This window comes from Allocoleopsis sp. (assembly GCF_036703385.1).
Classification (GTDB): Bacteria; Cyanobacteriota; Cyanobacteriia; order Cyanobacteriales; family Coleofasciculaceae; genus Allocoleopsis.
Window position 1 is genome coordinate 1 of the sequence record NZ_DATNPA010000177.1, and the last position, 22,205, is coordinate 22,205.

The following is a 22,205-nucleotide window of genomic DNA, read 5'->3' on the forward strand; positions in this document are numbered from 1 at the left end:
CCAAGGAGTCTGCCAGGACTGTAACGCTACTTCCCCAGTCGGTAATAGATAGCTGTATGAGATTTTAGATTTTAGATTTTGGATTTTGGATTGAGAAGTTTCTCCCCACTCCTCTTCTCTCCATACACACGCCGACTCAAACCCGAATTGGCAGGCGGGAAGTTCATCAGGAATACCAAGAATATCAATGGTTGTTATTTTTGGCGGTAATTGTTGGCAAAACGCCAAAGCTTGCTCTATCGTTTCAGAACCAAACCAAGGAATTGGTGCAATTTCGCCCCAACCAACTCGCCCCGTTTCATCCGTAAGACTGAGAATAATTCCTTCTCGGACTTCCCACTTGCCGTGACTCGTCGATAGGGGATGTTTAAAGGAACGTTGGTAAAGACGAAAGTCGAACTGATACAGCAAGAATGAAAATCTCCAACCTGCAACCTGGAACCTGCAATCTTAAACTTCTTGCAAAAATACAAAGAACCCCTCCCCAACCCTCCCCTTACTAAGGGGAGGGAGCAAGATTTCAAGTGTTTCCCCCCCTTTATAAGGCTACGGTGTACACACAAGTCCTCTGGTTTGTATATCAGGCGATCTTGCCCCCTAAATCCCCCAATTCTGGGGGACTTTGAACTTCCGGTTCCCCCCAAAATTGGGGGGCTAGGGGGGCAAAATGCAGCATTTTGAGGTTGATCGGGAGATGTGTGTACACCGTAGCCTTTATAAGGGGGGATTAAGGCGGTAGATTCGACTTTTGCAAGAGATCTCTTCAACCTTCAACCTTCAACCTTCAACCTTCAACCTTCAACCTTCAACCTGCAACTCTCACAATCAGCCACCGAGTACAAACCCCAACCCTAAGAGTAACCCGCTGAAAAAGTGCATTCCGACAGCAATAAACTTAGAATTGCTCACCTTTTCCGGTTGGTCGTGATACTGGTGGACATGCCGACATAACTTGAGGGCAACGGGTAAACTCGCCAACGCCAGCAACGTCCACATGGGGAACATCCCTAATAGGACAAACAAGCTCGTAAACGCATAAACGCTACCACCAGCCCACCATAAAACTTGAGAACCTCGCTTCGTACCCAAGCGAACAATTGGCGATCGCTTTCCGGCGGCGATGTCATCCTCAACCTGGTGAAAATGGGAGCAAAACAAAATAATACTTGTAGCAATACCCACCACAACCGACGCCGCCAGACAGTTCATTGACCAACTTTGCGTCTGAGAGTAATACGCTGCTGCGACTGCCATTGGGCCAAAGGTGACAAAGCAGATAATTTCCCCTAACCCCTGGTAACCGAAGCGAAAAGGAGGTCCCTGGTAAGTGTACCCCAAGGCACAGCACAGGAGGACGATCGCAATGACGGTAAAGTCTCGCTGCCAGAGTGCGATCGCTACAATCCCCAGGATGCCTACTGCTAAAAATAAATTGCTTAACCAGAAAATTAACCGTTTATTTCCTGTTAAATTTACCAAAGAATGGGCTTTATTTTTATCAATCCCTGTTTCGGAATCAAAGACATCATTGCTTAGATTGAGCCAAGCAATAATTAAAATCGCTGACATTAAGAATGTAGAAAAAATTCCCAGATTAATGCTGCGATTTTCCGCATAAGCAACAGCCGTTCCGACCCAAATGGGGATAATGGCAACGCTGTACATCGGTGGCTTAATGGCGGCTAGCCACAATTTACTGTTTGACTGTTCAACCAGACTTGTAGTCATCAGACCGAATGGATAAACTTACTAAAAAGAATTTGATACAATTTTTTGCGTTGTTTCTCAGGATGAACGTTGGGAAAGGAAGTCAGTTAATGACGTGACTTACTCCCGTCCTGGTGTAGGATTTGCAGTTTATACCACCCTACCCACACCACTGGCAACACTTGGTATCATCCAGTATCAACGAGTCGGTGAGCGTTTCTTCGGTACGATAAGTAAGTCGGCATTACAGAACTGCTCATCTGTGCTGTCGGTAGAGCCTTCAGCCACTCAACCGCTTTGGAGGTGACTGGGCGGCACTCAAGGCTCAACAAGGTGTCAATCGACACTAGGGGTTAGGTAAGGAGCAAGTATCTCCCTTTAGACATCCCACCATTGTTAATGAGACTTTAGAACAGAACTTCAAAAAACTTTACTATCTGAAGCTTCTATGCCAGTCACCCCCTATCGCACCAATCTCTTTCAAGACCGCAAAGAGCTGCATCAACTTCTCTTCACCGGAAAACAAGAGTCCATCGCCAAAGGTTGCCCGCAGATTGTTAGTATTTCTCAAGAAATTGAACCCCTTGACCCGTTAGCTGTGCTTCAGGCGATCGCAAAACCCGACCAACTTCAAGTCTACTTTGAAAAGGTCAGTAAACGAGAAGCGATCGCCGCCATTGATGCCACCCTTTCCCTAAAAATTGAAGGTGCCAATCGCTTCAGAAAAGCACAGCAGTTTATCCAAGAAACCCTAGCTAACACCCTCCCTGCGGGTAACCTTACCCTACCCTTTTCGGGCCCCCATTTCTTCTGTAGCTTCACCTTCTTTGATAAAAAACAAGCCATTCACTCTCCCTTCCCGGCGGCTACAATTTTCTTACCGCGCTGGCAAATCTCCTCTTATCAAGGGAACTGCGTCGTTGTTGCCAATGTGGAAATCCATCCTGAAATTAATCTGCAATTATTAGTAGAACGGTTATGCAGCCAGCTCAGACGCATTAGTTGGTACGAGCGAAGAGTTTCCAATGTGTTCGAGATTACGCCGCATAAAATTATCAAGCCAGCCCCCCAAAATGCAGAGCGTTTCCAGTCCTCTGTTGTATCTGCCTTAGAATCCATTCGAGCGAATCAATTGAGAAAAATTGTTCTAGCTAGTGCCATTGATGTCCTCTCTCCACAACCTTTTAATCTCATTGAATCCTTAGATACGCTGCGAAAGCGTCATCCCGATTGCTATATCTTTTCCAGTAGTAACGGGAAGGGGCAAAACTTTATCGGTGCGAGTCCCGAACGTCTAATTAGTATTCGCAAACATCAGTTAGAAGTCGATGCCTTGGCCGGTTCTGCACCGCGAGGTAGAACCACAACAGAGGATGCCGCTTTCGCCTACCGATTGCTCAGTAGCGAAAAAGAGCGGCGAGAACACCAATTTGTGATTAATTTTATTGTCGAACACCTATCGGAATTGGGTTTGATTCCCCAAATGCTGCCAACTCCCCAACTGCTCAAACTTTCTAATATTCAACATTTGTGGACGCCTATTCAAGCGGAAATGTTGGCAGACATCCATCCCTTAGAAATCGTTGCCCAACTGCACCCTACCCCAGCGGTTGCAGGCGTTCCCACTAAGATGGCGCAAGAACAAATTTGCCGCTACGAAACCTTCGATCGCACCCTCTACGCTGCCCCCTTAGGTTGGGTTGATTATCAAGGAAATTGTGAATTTATTGTCGGCATTCGTTCTGCATTAATAGAAAGCGAGAAGCCCTCCCGCCTCTTTGCCAGCGCTTATCGAGCAAGACTCTATGCGGGTGCAGGTATTGTTGCCGGTTCTGACCCGAACAAAGAATTAGCAGAAATTCAACTCAAATTACAGGCACTTTTAAAAGCTTTATTGTAAACAAGTTTACCAGTTGCTATTGATTATTAAGGTACCAGACCCAAAATCACAGCCTTGGCATCTTGTCCATGCGTAAGTCTGTCCTTTGGCATTCCTCGCAGGATATCAGAAACGGCCTGAGCCGTAGGCAATGGCGGGAGTTCATCCTCACCTATCCTCAGGTAGAAATTGGATCAATCCGTAGGGAGGAGGGGATTGCTGAAAAAGCTCGATAGTCTGGAACATGTCCACGTTTAACAATGCGTTTCATCACACAGACCCCGACTCTTGCATGTGCCAAATTGGAAGCTCTTTTTAGCTCTGAAATCGATGGGATACGATCGCACTAACGAATCTTAGTCAGTTTTGTTTGTGGGCGATGTGAGGAGTCTTTGAACCCGACCAAACTGTAATGCAAGGAGAAACAGCAATGATTCCACCTGCCTCAATTCGACAAAAATGGTCGCTCCTCGCGATCGCGGCTCTATTCCCTGTCACCTTAATGGGTGTTAGTCTTCAAGAGCAAACGGCTCAAGCTCAACAACAATCTTCTGCAAATAAGTCAGTAGCTCTACCGGATGGCGTTTACCTCTACGGTAATTCTCCTGATCCCAATCAACTGGCTCGTCACTACGTCGTCTTTGAACGTCACAAGGGTGGAGTTGTAGGCGCATTCTACTCACCACAATCCGAATTTACCTGCTTTGCTGGAGGTATGCAGGGGACTCGATTAGAAGTTGAGGCACTGGTGCCGGAGCAACCCAAACCCAAAGAAGTCAGGGCACAATTGGCTAATTTGTATCCACTTCAGCGCGTTAGTGCAAACGACCGCCGAATGCTGTCTGTTTGTAAACAAGAGACGATCACCCTGGCGACGCGTCCATAAAGAGCTATCCCTATGATCATAGACATAGAACTGGAACAAACAGAAGCCGCACTAGGTGGAATTTCACTGACTTAAGCAAAAAGTGGTCATTCTTCGGAAAAACCCGGATTGGGGGGGTTCCCCCCAAACCCCCCACTGGGGGACGGAGTGCCTACCTAGAGACCCCCTGCACAAGGATTGACGGGTTGGATGAAATTTCTTAAGTCAGTGCCATTCGCACTAGGTGAGAGTGATACACGACATAAGTGTCTATGAGCGCTCAATAGTTGCTCACTGTTCACTGCTCACTGAAATAAAGTTGCCGCCGCCGGACATGATAAGTGGGAAACGTGCCATATTCTTTAGCCAAGGGCGTTTGTCCAACATAATCACAGGTGAAATCACTCACCCCTTCAGAAGCCGCGATCGCAGCGAAAGCCTGACTCGCGTAAACCTTCCCCGGTGGTGCGATCGGCTCAATCCGTGCTGTATGGCTGACATGAGTCCCAATATAGTCTGTATGTCCCGTAATCGGGTTAATGTGTCGGTAGACCGGGCCAGCATGTAAGGCAATTCGCAAACTTAAATCCTTGGGTAGCCCTTTGGCTGACCAATCAGTACTTTGAATAAAGTCACACAATTCTAAAGCGCAATGGCCTGCTTGTTGTACATCCGAAAACACGAAATATAGAGCATCTCCCCAAGTATTTCTCATCATCGGCTGATAAACTGAGCGAGCGATTAAATCAGCAACAGCACCTAAAAAATGTTGCATAAAGGGGAAGAGTTGTTCTTCCGTCAGATGGGAATATTTGACCACGTCAGCAAACAGCAGCGCCAGAATCTGCCGAGAAAATTCTGGTGCGGGAGTCCCAGGGGTGGAGCCCGAAGCGATCGCACCCTCATCCAATCGTTCCTCTCCACCCATTGACAAATTCAACGATTCGTGTTCCAGAATCGATTCAAGGTCGATCACTTCCACCTCATCACCCCATTGCTGCCAATGCTTAATCGCGCTAGCCGTTCCACCAGGGTCATTACTGGGTTTGCCATTCCAAACGGCAAGGGGTATCACTTCTGTATCCAGCTGTTCGGCTCGCATCTTGGCTAACCCATGCAGCAACCGATTCGTATACTCGTATAAAACCTCACCCTCTTGCTGCTGATGATTGGAGGCAACAATTACCTTTGTGGCTTTTTGGGTCACGCGATCAAACCGCTCCACCCAATTCCCATCGGGGGTAATATCCACCGCATCTTTAGTAAACTGCTCCCGGTCATAAGGCAGTAGAATGTGAGCCTCACCCTTGAGTTCTAGAATGGCCTCCAGAAATAAGATATCGGAACCGCAGGCTGCCGAAGCATAACCCAATCGAGCATCAAGTTGATAGAGGCGATCGCGAATAGCTTGGTAAACCTTGGATTCTAATGAGGGTGGAAATCGGGGAGTTGGGCGCGATCGCTGGTCAATCATGTGTCCACTAAAGACCACCACACGAGGAACCGGGAACCATTGCTTGATACGTTCACTACCACCTTCTAAGTATTGCACCAGTAAAGTCGCATTACGACGGCTGGAACTTAAATCCCCAAACCGCCTCTCACCCACTTGTACAGCTTGAGCATACCAGTCTTGAGCCTCTGTCCACTCCCGCAAAATCAGCGCCGCTTCGCCCAAGGTTGCCAGCAGCCAATATTCGTCACTCCTGCGTTCAGAATCAGGCTTCAGTTGTTGTAAACATTGCTGGCGAACCGCCCTTGCCAATTTTCTAGCGTGGTCTTCTTGTCCCATCAACATCGCCATCGTTGCCGCATTGATGCCCGTCCAAACACTGCCACTACATTGATACGCTTGTTCATACCGAGAGGCCGCTAACCCCAGTTGGCGGGTTCGTTCTTCTGAGTCTGTGGCTTGTATCCAAAGGTCTTTGTGAGTACGAGCTAAAAGACCAAGTGTTTCTTCATCACTGTGTCCAGATTCAAGCAGCTTTACTAATAGAGAGTTAGCGGGTTGCGTTGCACCACTACGCGCCAGAGACAACGCCAAAAGTTGCTGCAAACGCAGATTGTTAGACCAGTGTTTCAGTCCTTCCGTCAGGACATCATAGGCCATCAAGGGTTCGCCCAACTGGAGGATAGCGTCACCAATCACCTGATAAATCTCTGGTGTACGAGGTTGCAGCTTGATGGTTTCGCGTTTTAGCGCTAACAGTGAGCTTAAATTGAGTTCAGATGAACTTTTGAGGGTCTCTAGAACCAGAGCAATGTCTTGGTCTTCAACGGAGGCCGAATTTTGAAAGGTTGTATTGTTGCCCTCAATTCGGTAGCCCAAGGCTAGAAGCGTCTTTATGATTCCGAGAACGGTAAGGCGATGGGATTGCTTTTCAGTGTCCGGTAGTTCCTCATAGGGCACCAGACAGGGATGATTCTTACGGATATCATCTTGCTGCCGCCCATATTCCCAGCCTTCGGCAAATCGCTGCTGCACCCAGAGTTCATGAATATTCTTCGCAAGTAACTCCGTCAGCTTTTGGTGTTCTGCGCTTAGGGTGACGTTTGACGTGTCTATCGGCTCTGGCTTGTAATTCAAGGGCTTCTCCGAACTCAAGTGCAGTAACGTTCTCCTCATTATTTAGCACGCTTCGCCCTTGACTGCCTGCTCTAGGAAAAGTACATCCACGTTGGTTAATATAGCCAACTCGGTTTTGAGAAATCAGCGATCGCAAACTTGTAGGTTGGATCTAGTTAAGTACGGGATTATCTGAAGAACAACTCTGAGGTAGAAAACAGCGATTCCCTACAGGATGGCTATGCGCTAGCGCACCATGCTACGCAAACGCTTCACGCCATCTCTGCGATGGTATCACAACTCAAAAATAGCAGGCTTGAGAGCTAAAACACCGAGTTTTTTTGTGTCGGTGTGCCCTAAATTTTTGAGTACTTTGATACCAACTTGTGGTCAAAGATAGCAGCTTCTCTTCCCCTGCTCCCCAGCTCCTCCAGCCTTCCCTGCTCTTACTATTTACTACGTTTGAATACAACTTGGTATAAGTGAGTAACTCGGTGGGCTTTAGGCATTCAGCCACTCCTTTAGTAACTGTTGTGTCATGAAATGATGAATGAAGTGTCAAGTTTTCTTAAAGATTTTATTTAACTCTGAAAAAATTTTTGACAATATAAAGATTTATTACAATTGTGCTTCAAGTCACAATTGTAAGAGTTTAAATATTGTCAATCTACCTTGAACTGGTGCAGTGGGCAATTCCTTAAGTATTTAAGCGAAATCCCAGTTTTATAGTTTCAAAAGCTATTCATTGAAGTTGTTCAACTTGTCACGCAGTAGTAGAAATAAGGTATAGGCATGAAGATTACGTTTGTAAAAGCCGGTGGGTTTAATCTTTCCGGTGGAGATCGAGTGATTGCGATGTATGCAAAGCATCTGAAAGATCGTGGTCATGAGGTGTTGGTCCTCGCTACTCCTCCAGACCATCCAAGTCTTTTTGATCAGCTACGAGGGTTGCTCAAGGGTGAGAAGTTGAGGTTGAAGAAGAAGAAACTAGCCTCTCACTTCGACAATCTGGATATTCAATGCCAAGTAATCGATCGCATCCGTCCGATTACAGATGCTGATTTACCGGATGCCGATGTGGTCATTGCAACCTGGTGGGAGACGGCGGAGTGGGTAGCAAATCTATCTCAAGCCAAAGGAGCAAAAGTTTACTACATCCAACATCATGAGGTTTTTGAGTATCTACCAATACAAAGGGTGGCAGCGACCTATTCACTGCCGATGCACAAAATCACGGTCTCGCAGTGGTTGATCGATGTGATGCGGACTCAGTACGGCGATCACAACGTTTCCCTTGTGTTACCGAGTGTAGATCCTGAACAATTTTGTTCACCGCCTCGTACTAAACAATCGATTCCTACGGTTGGCCTCATCTATTCTACGGCTTCGTGGAAAGGCTCGGATATTTGTCTTAAAGCCTTCTCCTTGGCGAAAAAGAAAGTACCCAATCTGCGTTTGGTTGCCATTGGGAATGCTGCCAATGAAAGCCTCCCGCCAGAGTTTGAAGACGGCTCCAGTACTGAATTTATCTACCCCGTCGCTCAAAATGACCTAAAGAATTTTTACGGCAAATGTGATGCGTGGCTTTTGGGTAGCCGCTCCGAAGGATTTGGCTTACCCATATTGGAGGCGATGGCGTGCCGAACACCAGTCATTTCAACTCCGGCGGGCGCGGCTCCAGAACTCCTGAGTGATGGTGCTGGGATGCTTGTAAAACACGAAGATCCTCAGGATATGGCTCTTGCCATAGAGCGGATGTGTAAGCTTTCTAATGGCGAATGGCAGACCATGTCTGATGCGGCCTATGCTAAGGTTCAGAATTACACTTGGGACGATGCGATCGAACTTTTCGAGGCGGCATTACAAACCGCCATCAAACGCACTAAAGAGGGTGAATTCTCAGCTCCGGAGACATTACAGGATGTTGAGTTACAACCGAAATATATTTAATCCGTAGATGAACGACTAACGACAAATTGACTCAGCCAAAGCGCAATGAGAACTATACGGCCTAACATCAAAACATGAGCTCAGATGTTGGGCTTTACCATTTCTAGAGAAATTCCAAGGTTCAAGGGGAGTAGGGAATAGGGAGTAGGGAGTCTCAAACCCACGTCTCGTAAGAACGTGGAATTGGAGCTTTGATGTTTGATTCAAGAGCCGATTGTCGGCTCTTGCTCCAAACGTTGTTATTGATTTCGTGGGCTCTAAACCCACGACTGAAGGCCTCTTTCCCCTATTCCCCACTCACGACTCCCTACTCCCCAAACCGAAGGTTTTTGTAATCAATCAAACGCCCTAGAAGCAAGGTGTGAATCAATTGGGTAAAAAGCCATAAGATGTAGGCAAATCGATCTACAGCAGGTTAATGCCCCTTGATTTTCGCAACATCAACACCGTCTGGGCGTCCATCCTGGCGGAAACTCTGAAATACTTAGGACTGACCACCGCCATCATCTGTCCAGGGTCACGCTCCACCCCTCTCGCTGTCGCCTTTGCCCAACAAAGGGAGATAGAATCTATCCCAGTTCTGGATGAGCGTTCTGCTGCCTTCTTTGCCTTGGGAATAGCGAAGGCAACTGGACGCCCCGTTGTCCTGGTTTGCACCTCTGGTACAGCAGGAGCTAACTTTTACCCAGCCATCATTGAAGCGAAAGAAAGTCGGGTACCGTTACTGATCTTAACCGCTGACCGTCCTCCAGAATTACGGGATTGCCATTCTGGGCAAACCATCGACCAACTGAAGTTATATGGTAATTATCCCAACTGGCAAACGGAGTTAACGCTGCCTTCTATGGGCATTGGCAGGCTGAGATATCTCAGGCAAACCCTTGTTCATGCTTGGGAACGCTGCGTTTTTCCGACTCCTGGCACCGTTCACCTGAATATACCCTTCCGCGACCCCCTTGCACCCATACAGCAACTCGATCCGGACACCCTCCCGTCCCCCTTTGAACTTGAAGAGTTCTTCACGGGTTTATCTCATCCCCAATTCCCCATCCCCGATTCCCCATCCCCGGTTCCCTACTCACAATGGCAAGAATGCGATCGCGGTATCATCATTGCGGGTATCGCTCAACCCCAGCACCCAAAGAAATATTGTGATGCGATCGCACATTTATCTCAAACCTTAGGATGGCCTGTACTCGCCGAAGGACTCTCACCTGTCAGGAACTATGCAGACCTCAACCCCTATCTAATTTCCACCTACGACCTCATTCTGCGTAACCAACAACTGGCGCAACAACTCACACCCAAAATAGTCATTCAAATCGGTGAACTCCCCACCAGTAAGGAACTACGCGCTTGGTTAGATCGCACCCAACCCCAACGCTGGGTGATTGACCCCAGCCACCACAACCTTGACCCCCTCCACGGGAAAACCACTCACCTGCGGATGTCTGTAGAACAGATGGAGAGATGGGGAGAGGGGAAGAGGGGGAAAAATTCCACTCCCCAGTCCCGCGTCTCCAATCCCTCAATCCCAAATTCAAACTCCAAACTCCAAACTCCCTCTTACCTGCAACGGTGGTGTGAGGCTGAAGCTAAAGTGAGGTCAGCCGTTGAGCAAAAGATGGTTAGTCTGAACGGGCTTTTTGAAGGCAAAGCGGCTTGGTTACTGTCCCAAATCCTACCACCGGAAACACCGCTATTTATTGCCAACAGTATGCCAGTACGGGATGTCGAGTTCTTTTGGAAACCCAATAACATCGGCATCCAACCTTATTTTAATCGCGGCGCTAACGGTATTGATGGAACCTTATCGACCGCCTTAGGTGTTACTCACCGTAATCGCAGCAGTGTGATGCTGACAGGTGATTTAGCCTTGTTGCACGATACCAATGGCTTCTTACTGAGCAACAAATTTGTCGGTCATTTAACCATTGTTTTGATTAACAACAATGGGGGTGGCATTTTTGAAATGTTGCCTATTTCTAAGTTCAACCCGCCGTTTGAAGAATTCTTTGCCACACCCCAAGATATCAACTTTGCTCAGTTGTGTGTTACCTATGGAGTAGAACACCAACTCATTCAGTCGTGGGAACAGTTGAGGGTGTTGCTCAATCCACTCCCTTCTACGGGCATTCAAGTGTTGGAATTGCAAACTGACCGTAAAGTTGATGCTAGATGGCGACAAGAGCAGCTGGGAAAGTTTGGCAAAAAATTATAAATCATATTCCCACTCCTCCGGGGCAGTACTTAACTCAACCTTAACCAGTTCTGTCCCGGAGGAAAGCTATGATTTGGACGGGGTGCTTTATTGCTAAATTTCAAAAATTATCACGATCAATTAAGTTCATTCACTAACTGAAGAGGCATTTATGGAACTGGAGGTAGGACTACAGCTACTACTCCAAGGGTTACCCACGATCGCGAAAATCTTTACCGGGTTACATGAAGAAAGGCTGCGTCAACTTAAGCAGCAACAAGCGAAAGGATTTCAAAAGTTTAGTCCTCATGTTCGTCAGCCAAGAAATCCAGGAAATCTAGATGTTCAGGCGTGGCGTTTTGAGCAGGAAAAATCTCTCCAACAGCAATTAGCAGCTTACAACCGAGAGACTCAACTCAGTATAGCATCCTATCAACGGGAATCAGCTCTCCAGTTACCGGAAAGCCACAGAATTCTTGATAACTGGCCTTTGAGATTATTTCCTTCGCAACTTTTAGGCTCTCATCCTAGCGATCGCAGAATTCCGTTGCGAATTTTTATCTCACCCCCACAAGTGCAGTTCGCACGATTGGGTGAAGTTGCTCAAGGATTACCCGAACTTGAGCAGAATTTAGCGCAAAGCCTTGGCGAATTTTTGAGCCAACATTATTCCCTATGCAGTTCAGAAAGACCCACAGAATTTTTAGCGGGAGCCTGGGAGAGTCAGCGTTTTCATCGAGAAGCCAGTATTAAGGCTCTGTTTGATAAATTGCAATCTGAACCGACTTTGATTTTAGAGTCAGAACTGGTGGGAGATGAGCTGAATTTCCGTATGGCCTACTGGGGTTTAGGACAGTCAACCTATTGCTATCAAACTCTGATTTCCCGGCTCGATTATCGACAGATTCTTTATGCTTCGGCTAAAAGCCGTGCTTTAAAGTGGAAAGAAACCGCCAATAAATTGTTAGCTTGTGGCGAAAGCCGAGAAGAGGTTAACCGATTGGGTGGAGATAATTCATTCAACTTAGAAGTTTTGGAAAAAGAGGAGAGATGGAAGCAGTACGGGATTGATGCGAGGGAAGTTGCCCTAGAGTATAAGGTCAACCATAAAGATTTTGCAGCCCTTTCTCAGCTCTTAATCACCTGTCATTGTTTGGTCGCTGGCTGGATAGCCGATGCTCATCATCTCATTCATCACGATGTTGCGCCCCGCTTACCCCAGTTGCTTCCTAGTTTGCTGGAAAAAACGTCTGACCAGCAACTGGTGCAAGAGGTCGTGCAAACAACAATTCTAGGTTACAAAGATATTTTTAAGGCTCTAGAAAGTGAACGTCCCTTATGGGTTCCTGAATTAGCGTTGAAATTAGCTCAAAGTTTAGCGGGATTGCCGGATAAATTTTGGGCGAAACAGCAGCTTGACTACTCGTTCCAGGCTTGGCTGAAACAGCATCAGGTGCCAGAAACTGAAGGGACTTACTCGTTAGAGGCAATGCAGTCAGCGCTGACGTTAGAAGACGAGAATTATTTGGAGAAACTCCAAGACTGTTTGAGTATCCTGGGAGAGGATAATGCGATCGCTCAAGTGAATACTCTGTTATATGCGATTGAAAACCTCAAGGGATTGGGGACTGGGGAAGCTCAAAATTCACCACTCACAATTCCAGCGTCCCATACTCTATCCCAAATTGAGACATCCCCGATTACTCCAGCCTCTCGCACCCTGAGTGCCCCTGAGAAACTTAAATGTAAATCCTTACTGGAAAAAGTTTCTCTCATCCATACACTGGATGGGTATTCTGGAAGAGCCGCATCAATTGCCGTTAGCTTGGATGGGCAAACACTGGCAAGTGGTAGTGATGACAACACCATCAAACTGTGGCATTTAGGCACCGGTGAACTGCTGCATACTCTCACTGGAGAGTCGGGAAGGATTTTGGCGATCGCATTGAGTCCAGATGGACAGATTCTCGCCAGTAGCCACAAAACCAGTGACAAGAGTTGCATCAAACTTTGGCACCTGGCAACAGGTAACCTCCTCCACACCCTAAGTGGGCATAATAAATGGATTTATTCCCTCGCCATCAGCCCGGATGGACGAATTCTGGTAAGCGGTGGGCATAAAATCAAGCTTTGGGATTTAGCAACGGGTAAACCACTAGACACTCTGGCTGGGCATAAAAAATGGGTTTATTCCCTCGCCATCAGTCCAGATGGACAGACTCTCGCCAGTAGCGGTGGGGATAAGACAGTCAAGATTTGGTCTTTGCAGTCTAACGGGCGATCGCAACCGTCGCCCCTACTTACTCTAAGTGGGCATTCTGACTGGGTGAGAACCATTGCCATCAGTGCAGATGGACAAATCCTGGCGAGTGGGAGTGACGACAGCACTATCAAGCTGTGGCATCTGAATACTGGAAAACTCATCCGGACTCTGACTGGACATTCTGATTGGGTATTGTCCCTCGCTATGACGCCCGATGGAAAAACCCTAATCAGTGGTAGTCGAGACAACACCATCAAGCTATGGAATCTGGAGACAGGGAAACTACTGCGTACCCTGACTGAACACAAAAAGTGGGTTTATTCCCTTGCCGTAACACCGGATGGACGTACTCTTGCCAGTGGAAGTGAGGATAAGACCATCAAGATTTGGCAGGCTCTGTAGAGTCATTATCTCACTCCGCTTTAACTGGATCAACGTTATTTCTTTATGCTACTAAGTTCTACCAAGTTACATTTATACGTCGCACATGCATGTTCTGGGCATCCCCGTGTCCGCGCGTCCCCGCATCTGTCTCAACTACTATGTTTGATCGCAACTTCGTATTCTAATTTATCTTGGGAGACTTACACCTGTTAAGAAACGATTTGTGCCCTTCATTGCAAGACTTACTTATCCTTAAACCTCCGGATTCATCCTTGGGAACGGTCAATATCAATCCTTGTCAATCGATTCTTACGAACTGATTGATTGCATCTCACACCAACCCCAACGATGAAAGATACGGTATTAAAACAAGCCAAAGTCTGGGGCTTTATTTGCCAGAAAGATACTCAGGGAACTTGGCAGATATTACCCCAACAGCCAACAGAACGATGGCAAATGAGATTAATAGAAGACAGATGGTTACTAATTGTAGGGAATGTTCCTCAAATTAATTTTTATCCCCACGAAGCGATCGCTTTCTTAGAACTCCGTCGCTCTTAACTGAGGAGCTTTTACCTTCTTCAGAGACCAGTAGGTGCAAGATTCCCCATGAGGTCGCTCTAACTCCGCCATTTTTGATTCCCCATTCCCGACTTTCAAGAAAGAGCTGAGTCTAACCCTACTAGCTATTTTTTAAGTTTATTTGTTTCAACTTCGGGTGTATTGACGGATTTTTTTTGCAAGGCTGCTAATAACTGGGTTCTTACTTCTCGCGCCCAGCACTCAAAATCAAAGTTATCGGTAAACTCGCTGAGTTGTGCCTTAACGGGCGATGAGGATTGGGGATTTTTAAGATTGGTATTCATTGTTACGTAGTGTTGCACAGCAATGACTAGATTGGAACAGACAGAGAAGGTTATTCCTGTATCGTAAGGCATAATTCAGAGCTGATTATGCAGTAAAGGCAAAAGTTTGATGCAGTTAACGAATAATTCCAAGCGAAACCCCTAGAGCAGCCTAATAGGGGCAAGAATATATTAAATAACTCTTAAGCTATTAATTAGTTTAGCATTTTCCATGTATCAAACTATCCCAGCTAAAAAAGCTAATACTTTTTCGAGGATGTCCAGAGGTTTGTTTGGGATTTAGTTACAGATGAGTCTGCTCCTTTAACCTTTCCCTTTTCCTCGACTTCTGCCATCAATCAGTCTATTGATAAGTTGCTGTGCATCTAAGCAACCCTAGGACATATTTTCAAACCTCTGGTTAGGATGCACCATCTTGGAAGATCCCCCTAAATCCCCCTTAAAAAGGGGGACTTTGAGTTTCTTTCCCCCCTTGAGAAAAGGGGGGTTAGGGGGGATCTCTGGGGCGAGAAAACACACCCTAATTTATAACAGTCTTTCTGAACTCTCCCACAAGAACTAGGCTAGACATCAACGATTTCTTGAAAGCAATGGTGAATTGTCGTCTGCCTAAAGATAGATTAGTAGACCCCTTTTTTGATTTATAACTGATTCTTAGTCTTACCTTAACGAGTCGTTAAATAATTGCGGCTTGTGCTGGAAAATAAACAGCTGAGCGCTATGGAATTTCCGATTGAAGCCCAGCACGAATTCAATTCCAGGGGTGTCCCCTGCTATCCCAGATGAGAAGAAAAGGAAGAGGGGGTCTGATGCCATGAGCAACGGAAAACAGACCAAGAATTTCCAATCCAAAGCCAACCAGCGAACTGAAGAGTGGCGGCGTCTTTTTGCGGAACTGTTCGGCACCTTTATGCTCACACTGGTGGCGGCGGGTGCCGATGTGATCGAAGCTGCAACGCATCATGAATTGGGACATGCAGCGAAGGTTGTGGCACCTGGGCTGTTGGTTATGGCAATGATTTATACCGTAGGAGAGATTTCAGGGGCACATTTTAATCCGGCTGTAACACTGGCGTTTGCGATACGTCAGGACTTTCCCTGGCGACAGGTACCACGCTACTGGTTGGCTCAACTGCTCGGTGCTGTCTTAGCGGCGATATTCTTGCGATCGCTATTTGGCAATGTGGGACATCTAGGCGCAACGCTTCCCGACGCTAAACAGGGCGTTATCCCGGCATTGGCGATCGAAATCGTGCTAACTTGCCTGCTAGTGAGTGTAATTTTGGGTACAGCGAAGCAGCATCGCCTTGTAGGCCATAATGCTGCAATTGCGGTGGGTGGCACGATCGCACTTTGTGGCTTGTTCGCTAGTCCCATTAGTGGTGCTTCCATGAACCCAGCCCGTTCTCTTGCTCCTGACTTAGTGGCTGGCACCCTTGGCAGCACTTGGATTTATCTAGTCGGGCCGATCGCAGGCGCACTCCTAGCCGCTGCGATCGCATGGAACTTACATGGCAACCCAAGTCACTCAGAGGTTAAAGCGGCTAAAGGCGATCGTTCGGAGCAGATGCAAGATTGAAGCAGTGAACAGTGAGCAGTGAGCAGTGAACAGTGAGCCGTCTGACATGCCTACCAACCTTTCTTCAGGTCAGGAGATACAGCAGATTCGGAGTTTATGAGGTACAAACATGAACATCAAACCTTTGTGGTCGGGCATCTAAGTGGAATGGCACTGACTTAAGAAGTTCTTTACCTCACCAAGGAACCCTTGTGCAGGGGGTCTCTAGGTAGGCACTCCGTCCCCCAGTGGGGGGTTTGGGGGGAAACCCCCCAATCTGGGTTTTTCTCAAAGAACGACTACTTTTTGCTTAAGTCAGTGACATTCCATCTAAGTGTGCCTCACTTATCGCTGTTGCCTTAACCTGCCATAAACAGCCGAGATTGTTTCGAGTAAGCCCAAGAAATCCCCTCTGGGTCTTGGCTGCTAGCCCATTGAGGAAAATCGGGTTTCGACTTTCTGCGGCTGATGGTTGTGGTACTGACTTTTAACCGATGAGCTAAGGCAGCGGCTGTTAAAGGTTCAGTCTGGACTTTTTGTGAACCATTCATAATGTGGTGATGGTGATTTTTAAACCCATTGGATGAGTCACTCACTCCTAAAGTTAAACTCTCGCAGCTTGTTTCTAAAGGTTGTGGTACATCGGTTGAGATTTCAGCCGTTGGCGGTTGCTCAACCACAGACTCAACCATTTCCACAGGTTGCGAACTATCACCCTCTTCCTCTTGGCTATCCATATCGAGACTAGCGGCGAGTTGATCGAGCTCCTCACTCTCTGTTAGCAAGGGTCGTAAGCCATTTAACCCTGCGATGACGGTTGAGCCATTGTTAACTAATGTTGCCGCTAGTGGGTCAATCCCGATCGCTACCGCTAGAATTAATGCCCCTAAGTTAGGGATGGCAACGATACCCGTATTTTGATGGATAAGTTGCAGCGCTTGTCGAGCGATCGCGATCGCTTCTGGCAACCCCCGCAAGTTATTTTCCATCAGCACCACATCGGCAGTTTCCCGTGCGACATCGGAGCCATTGGCGAAGGAAACAGAAACATCGGCATACGCTAAAGCCGGGGAATCATTAATCCCATCGCCAATAAAAGCAACGGTTTTACCTTGAGTGTGTAACTCTTTGACGACGGCTACCTTCTCCTCTGGGAAAGCTTCAGCATGAGTTTGACCGGGTTCGATTCCCAATTCCTCTGCTACTGCGATCGCGGTTTGCTTCTTATCACCCGTCAAAAGGTGAATCTCCATCCTTGCCGTCGTCCGTAACGCTTTAATCACCGCCCGACTCTCTGGACGTAAGGGGTCACGATACGCAATGAAACCCAGCAATTCACCATTGCTTGCCACGTAGATTACAGAATGACTCCCTGCGTGTAGGTGCTGCTGTTTTTGCTCAAGCGCCTCTAAGTTCACTCCGTCTTGACGCAAAAAGCGATCGCTACCCACTAAAACCGTTTGTCCGTCAATTTCTGCCCGGACACCCAGACCAATATGGTAGTCCCACTGACCACGCGGCAAGATTTTCGCACCTTGTTTCTCGGCATAACGTGCGATCGCATCGGCTACGGGATGGGTGAGGCGTTGCTCTGCGGCAGCTGCCAGTTCCAGCATCTGCAAGGTGGATATGGATGGACTTACCGTCTCCACTTGGACAACAACCGCTTCACCTTGGGTGAGTGTCCCAGTCTTGTCGAAGACAACTGCATCAACTTGAGCTAATTTTTCTAACGCTCTGCCACTGCGAATTAATATTCCACGCCGTGCGGCATGAGTTAGTGCGGCTAAAACGGTGGTCGGTACAGAAACACGAATTCCTGTCGCAAAATCCAGCGTTAAAACTGAAGCCGCACGCGCTAAATTCCGGGTAAAGGCAAAGACAACACCAGACAAAAACAGAGTTGGAACTACGGCTTGATTCGCAATGTTTGCCGCATAATTTTCGATGCGAGTATCGTGGACGGGTGCATCTTGCATGATTTTAATAATCTGTCCTGCACGAGTCTCGGCACCTACCTTTTCTGTGCGGATATACAGTTGTCCCTCCCGCACTAGAGTCGATGTATAAACGGCCTGTCCCTTTCTTCGCATCACAGGCATCGATTCGCCGGTCAGTTTTTGCTCATCGATTAACGCTTTACCCCGGAGGATGTGACCATCGACAGGAATTTGGTCGCCTGGATAGACAATAACGACCTCACCCTGTTGGACTTCATGGATAGAAATTTGATGTTTTTCTCCATTGCGTTCAACCCAAACCAATTGTTTTAGGGAATCGAGAAGATCGAGGGTTTGCAGTTTAGACGACTTAGCTGTTTGGTCACGAATGGCCTCACCGATTTCCACCAAACAAATCATGATCGATGGGCTAATAAACTGACCTTGCAAAGTGGTGATGGTAATGGCAGCCAGGTCAAGAAAATCAATATTGAGTCGTTTCTCAACCCAAATGCTCTCAATGGCTCGTTGAGCAACGGGTAAGGCCGCGATCGCAATCGTTCCTCCAATAATCACTGGAGGAATCGGTAAGCCCAATGGCCCACCAAGTAAGGAGAGAGTCGCGCTCAAGGCAGGAAGAGCGAGCTGAGATACCAGATTCAATTCTTGCTCTTGCTCTTGCTCTTGCTCTTGCTCTTGTGGCGTAGCGTTGACATCGCTGGGAATGTTGATTTTATGAGCAGTCTGTATCAGATCGAGTAGATGCAAACGCATCGTTTCATCGGAAATCTTACCAACTGCATAACTAATCGCAACTGATGCGGCGGTTGGGTTGATACGTACCTCTGTGACCTTAGCCTCAGCTTCCAGTAATACTTGTAATTTCCGCGTATATTCAGCATCTTCTGCAATCCTAGGAATCCGAAAACGTATCCGTCCAGGAATTTCATGGATGATTTGGCAATTTATTTCTGAATCCTGCGCTACGGAGTGATTGTTTTCTACAACAATTGCTGATTTTCCATTCAGCTCTACAGTCGTACTTTGAGACGTTTTGATGGGTTTTGATGTTGGCTTTTCTGTGTCCAGATGTTTGATAACTTCACGGGTTACATTCTGGGTAATTACGAACAAGGGAAATGCCACAGCTCCCTCTACCCCCAGTGCGCCTGTAACGACCATCCCTGCCACTAAGGGAATGAGCGATCGCGATACGTTCTCAAGTTTCCACGGTGGTTCAGTCTGCTCGCGCAAAAAAGAATCTGATTTCAGTTCCGCCAACGGCTCAGTGTTGCCCGATATCTGTGATACTCCTACCGCCTGAAGTATTTCTAACGTTTGGGGTAAAGATAAAGCACTATCATCAAATGTAACAACCAAACTATTTGTTGTTGGGTTCATTCGCACTTCACAAACGCCGTCCTGCCGCCGCAGTTTTTGAGCTACCTGATTCAAGTCGGGTACAAGGCTGCTGTCTGTGATACGTAGCCGCACGCGACCCGGAACAGCATGAACAACTCGGAGTTCGCTCTCCGAAGGTTGTGCAAGAGTTTGTGTCATTTCTATTGAGTCTTTTTGAGTACTATGGGTGATGTTTGTTGGGTGTTCAGGGGGAGATTCAGATTAGGCGAACCCTTGAACCTCCCCCTGTATTCAGTTATTTTCTGAGAATGGCGATGCGCTTGGTGTATTGCCAGAGGTTATCGCTTTTGTTTAGTTCAGCGAAAAGCCCTGCATTTCGGTACGATGCTTTTCGGATTTATCGCCTGTGTTGCTACTTTGTGAATGTGTAGGCGACGGCTCCGTTGTATAGTGCAGTTTAATGAAGCTATCGAAAGCATACCATGCTAAGACATACCACGGTGCTGTCTCAAATTCCCAGCCAGTTCGGAGCAATTCACGCACTGCCAAAGTCGCCAGCCCAACAGGTACCAGCAACCGCAAATCAACGACTCCATTGGTCGCCTGTCCAACTCGTTCATTGAGGTCTGACAGAGCACTGGTTAAGTCTGTAGCGACCTCAGATTTTCCTGCGCTAGACGGCAACTCCACATCAGTAACCTTACCAAGGACAACGCCTAAATCCTGCAAAATCGCAGAGAGGTCATCCAGGCTACTATCCGTATGATCATGATGGACAACGATACTGCCAGTCTGGACGTTAGTCTTTACCTCCTGAACCCCAGGATGTGCTTTGATTGCATGAGCAATTCTTGCCATTTCCTGAGGGTTACGGCGCTTATGGGAGACTCTTAACCTTGTCCGACTCGGTGTGTTACTAACAACATGGGTATGTTTCGGTTTGGTCATCTCACAGATATAGAAAACTCTATCTCACCACTAGTCGCTAACAACGATAATTTCAGGTTGGTTGGGATCGAGTTGAGATTTAGACTCTTTCTGGTCTTGGGCTAGTTCCGCCTTTGCCTCTGCCACTAGATCTTCAAAGACCTCGGTTGCCTCTGCAAAGAATTCCTTACCCTTCTCCGAAAGTAAGAGTCCCTCTTTGATTGCCGCCTTGGCTAAGGGTTTAGCGGCTCCTGCCAGGGCAGGAATGACTATTGGTGCGAGGATTGCAGCTCCGATGGTTGCCGCAATGCCAGCAGGGCCAGCTTCAAAGTCAAATCCATCAAATCCTTTAAAGATGTCCTCAAGTGCCATAGTGTTTCCTCCCGGCAAACTCTAACTACAGAATACTTAGCATACATATAAAGGTTAAGAGAATATCCCGCCTATAGATATAAAAAGGTTAAAAAATTCATGTAACTTTAGATGCTTAGAAGGATAACTAGAATACATCTTTCTGCTGCAAAATCCTTTAGGTAGGATGATAACGATAAGTAGAGCTTGCTCTGGATGTGTCAGTAATGACTGAAATGAAATTCAGTAGACAAGCGCGACGCAGCAAGTTAGCTTGGGTGAAGATATCACTTCACAACGGACTGAATGCGATCGCTTTTTCCTCGCTTTTTTCTTAACCGAATCTTAACCTAAAATTAGGCAAGAAAAAGCGCCCCAGTTGGGAGCGCTCAACAACCACATTACGAAACTGAACCTTAGATGATTTCGACTCTAGCGGTGAATGGCTCAAACTACAAGTGCTACTAGCGCTTCAATTGCCACTAGAGGGCTGATTTAGTAATAAAACTTGACAAAGTGACACTTCTGAATAAACAACAATCAGCTAATTAGACTCCAGCTCGGGCGTTGCATAATGGAGCTATGAAATCAGGTAAAGCGCGATGCATTAGAGCTGTGGCTGTATGCGTTCCCAGCTAAAAGGGCCGAAGGTGTTAGGACCTACGGCATTGTTCACTTTCGGGTTGATCGTCAGCTTCAGCCACTCAAACGGGAAAGTGCTGCCGTGTACAACAACGCGGTGGAAGTTGGGCACATCGTACCCTGGATGAATAGAAGCGACAGAAGTGCAGGTGGCTGACCCTTCCGATGTGCAGGGGGCTGTCGGTGAAAGGGGGTTATCTGAGCGGTAGGTGTGCGAGTCGCCGTTGAACATGAGTACAGGTTTGCCAAACGTAGTGGCATGTGAGGCGATGCTCTGAACCAAGGACTCGTATTGATTTTGGTGAGCAGCCCCTTTCTCCGTGTCCCACATATCGGCCTGTGCCACGATCACTATAGCCTCAGCATCGTAGGCAGCAGCAGTTTGGAAGGCGGCGTCGAGCCAGCGAAGATCGGCACCCGTCCGTTCGCTGGCCTCCTTAATCTGTGCGGCGCTGGCGGTGGGCGCACCGTACCATACGTCTTGGTCGTTGTTCGAGCCACCAGGCAGGTTAATGGTCACGAACAGTACTTTCGACTGCATCCAGATCACGTTCTCGACAAACTTTGCATCGGTCGGGTACGCGGGGTCAAAGTATTTAGCCTGTGACTGTACCTGCTGCTTGCGTCCGCCCAGTGAGTATCCGGGGTTGGCGAAGAAGATTGATCGGATGAGTTCGAGGTTGGCGATCGGATCGCCGCCAGCATAGTCAACGAGGTTGCCCTGCGCGTCGCGTACATAGTC

Annotated in this window: 13 protein-coding genes and 3 pseudogenes; 8 read left to right on the forward strand and 8 right to left on the reverse strand. The window is 47.4% G+C overall.

What is annotated here, in order from left to right; translation table 11 throughout:
• Positions 1-411 (reverse strand): annotated as a pseudogene (locus V6C93_RS08895) (o-succinylbenzoate synthase); the annotation flags it as partial.
• 414 nt (positions 412-825) lie between these two features.
• On the reverse strand, positions 826-1,728 hold the full coding sequence (gene menA / locus V6C93_RS08900; protein WP_333476298.1) for a 2-carboxy-1,4-naphthoquinone phytyltransferase: 903 nt from the start codon (positions 1,726-1,728) through the stop codon (positions 826-828).
• Between the two features lie 94 nt (positions 1,729-1,822).
• Here menA and V6C93_RS08905 point away from each other — a divergent pair, with 94 nt between their 5' ends.
• The 3 genes from V6C93_RS08905 to V6C93_RS08915 all read left to right on the forward strand — a co-directional run bounded on the left by V6C93_RS08905 (position 1,823) and on the right by V6C93_RS08915 (position 4,472).
• Positions 1,823-2,014 carry a hypothetical protein gene (locus V6C93_RS08905; protein WP_333476299.1) on the forward strand — a complete coding sequence of 64 codons (192 nt, stop codon included), beginning with the start codon at positions 1,823-1,825 and terminating at the stop codon, positions 2,012-2,014.
• Between the two features lie 141 nt (positions 2,015-2,155).
• Positions 2,156-3,607 carry an isochorismate synthase gene (locus V6C93_RS08910; protein WP_333476300.1) on the forward strand — a complete coding sequence of 484 codons (1,452 nt, stop codon included), beginning with the start codon at positions 2,156-2,158 and terminating at the stop codon, positions 3,605-3,607.
• A gap of 409 nt (positions 3,608-4,016) precedes the next feature.
• Entirely contained in the window at positions 4,017-4,472 is a 456-nt protein-coding gene (locus V6C93_RS08915) for a hypothetical protein (protein ID WP_333476301.1), read from the forward strand.
• A 277-nt stretch (positions 4,473-4,749) separates the two neighbouring features.
• On the opposite strand, the gene V6C93_RS08920 is transcribed toward V6C93_RS08915, so the two are convergent.
• Positions 4,750-7,041, reverse strand: a complete 2,292-nt coding sequence (locus tag V6C93_RS08920; protein WP_333476302.1) for a TRAFs-binding domain-containing protein — start codon at positions 7,039-7,041, stop codon at positions 4,750-4,752.
• A 771-nt stretch (positions 7,042-7,812) separates the two neighbouring features.
• On the opposite strand from V6C93_RS08920, the gene V6C93_RS08925 reads away from it, so the two are divergent.
• From V6C93_RS08925 to V6C93_RS08940, 4 genes are all read left to right on the forward strand, one after another.
• The gene (locus V6C93_RS08925; RefSeq protein ID WP_333476303.1) at positions 7,813-8,970 is read left to right on the forward strand and encodes a glycosyltransferase family 4 protein; all 1,158 of its coding nucleotides are present in this window, start codon (positions 7,813-7,815) and stop codon (positions 8,968-8,970) included.
• Between the two features lie 418 nt (positions 8,971-9,388).
• Positions 9,389-11,191 (forward strand): 2-succinyl-5-enolpyruvyl-6-hydroxy-3-cyclohexene-1-carboxylic-acid synthase, encoded by a 1,803-nt coding sequence (gene menD / locus V6C93_RS08930; RefSeq protein WP_333476304.1) that lies wholly within the window; start codon positions 9,389-9,391, stop codon positions 11,189-11,191.
• A 151-nt stretch (positions 11,192-11,342) separates the two neighbouring features.
• Positions 11,343-13,835, forward strand: a complete 2,493-nt coding sequence (locus V6C93_RS08935) for a WD40 repeat domain-containing protein (protein WP_333476305.1) — start codon at positions 11,343-11,345, stop codon at positions 13,833-13,835.
• Positions 13,836-14,165: 330 nt separating this feature from the next.
• Positions 14,166-14,378: a hypothetical protein gene (locus V6C93_RS08940; protein WP_333476306.1), complete on the forward strand. Its 213-nt coding sequence runs from the start codon at positions 14,166-14,168 to the stop codon at positions 14,376-14,378.
• Positions 14,379-14,503: 125 nt separating this feature from the next.
• On the opposite strand, the gene V6C93_RS08945 is transcribed toward V6C93_RS08940, so the two are convergent.
• A complete protein-coding gene (locus V6C93_RS08945) occupies positions 14,504-14,683 on the reverse strand; it encodes a hypothetical protein (protein ID WP_333476307.1) in 180 nt (59 codons plus the stop codon).
• A gap of 814 nt (positions 14,684-15,497) precedes the next feature.
• Here V6C93_RS08945 and V6C93_RS08950 point away from each other — a divergent pair.
• A complete protein-coding gene (locus V6C93_RS08950) occupies positions 15,498-16,262 on the forward strand; it encodes an MIP/aquaporin family protein (RefSeq protein WP_333476308.1) in 765 nt (254 codons plus the stop codon).
• Positions 16,263-17,020: 758 nt separating this feature from the next.
• Here V6C93_RS08950 and V6C93_RS08955 read toward each other — a convergent pair.
• The 4 genes and pseudogenes from V6C93_RS08955 to V6C93_RS08970 form a co-directional block, all read right to left on the reverse strand.
• Positions 17,021-19,270 (reverse strand): annotated as a pseudogene (locus V6C93_RS08955) (heavy metal translocating P-type ATPase); the annotation flags it as partial.
• Positions 19,271-19,894: 624 nt separating this feature from the next.
• A complete protein-coding gene (locus V6C93_RS08960) occupies positions 19,895-20,491 on the reverse strand; it encodes an HMA2 domain-containing protein (RefSeq protein ID WP_333476310.1) in 597 nt (198 codons plus the stop codon).
• 30 nt (positions 20,492-20,521) lie between these two features.
• A complete protein-coding gene (locus tag V6C93_RS08965) occupies positions 20,522-20,842 on the reverse strand; it encodes a DUF5132 domain-containing protein (protein ID WP_333476311.1) in 321 nt (106 codons plus the stop codon).
• Between the two features lie 586 nt (positions 20,843-21,428).
• Positions 21,429-22,205: pseudogene (locus V6C93_RS08970) on the reverse strand (hypothetical protein); the annotation flags it as partial.

Coding starts and splice junctions, on each gene's coding strand:
- V6C93_RS08940 (WP_333476306.1), top strand. CDS start 14,166: ATGAAAGATACGGTATTAAAACAAGCCAAAGTCTGGGGCTTTATTTGC.
- V6C93_RS08965 (WP_333476311.1), bottom strand. CDS start 20,842: ATGGCACTTGAGGACATCTTTAAAGGATTTGATGGATTTGACTTTGAA.
- V6C93_RS08960 (WP_333476310.1), bottom strand. CDS start 20,491: ATGACCAAACCGAAACATACCCATGTTGTTAGTAACACACCGAGTCGG.
- menA (WP_333476298.1), bottom strand. CDS start 1,728: ATGACTACAAGTCTGGTTGAACAGTCAAACAGTAAATTGTGGCTAGCC.
- V6C93_RS08935 (WP_333476305.1), top strand. CDS start 11,343: ATGGAACTGGAGGTAGGACTACAGCTACTACTCCAAGGGTTACCCACG.
- menD (WP_333476304.1), top strand. CDS start 9,389: ATGCCCCTTGATTTTCGCAACATCAACACCGTCTGGGCGTCCATCCTG.
- V6C93_RS08915 (WP_333476301.1), top strand. CDS start 4,017: ATGATTCCACCTGCCTCAATTCGACAAAAATGGTCGCTCCTCGCGATC.
- V6C93_RS08950 (WP_333476308.1), top strand. CDS start 15,498: ATGAGCAACGGAAAACAGACCAAGAATTTCCAATCCAAAGCCAACCAG.
- V6C93_RS08945 (WP_333476307.1), bottom strand. CDS start 14,683: ATGAATACCAATCTTAAAAATCCCCAATCCTCATCGCCCGTTAAGGCA.
- V6C93_RS08910 (WP_333476300.1), top strand. CDS start 2,156: ATGCCAGTCACCCCCTATCGCACCAATCTCTTTCAAGACCGCAAAGAG.
- V6C93_RS08925 (WP_333476303.1), top strand. CDS start 7,813: ATGAAGATTACGTTTGTAAAAGCCGGTGGGTTTAATCTTTCCGGTGGA.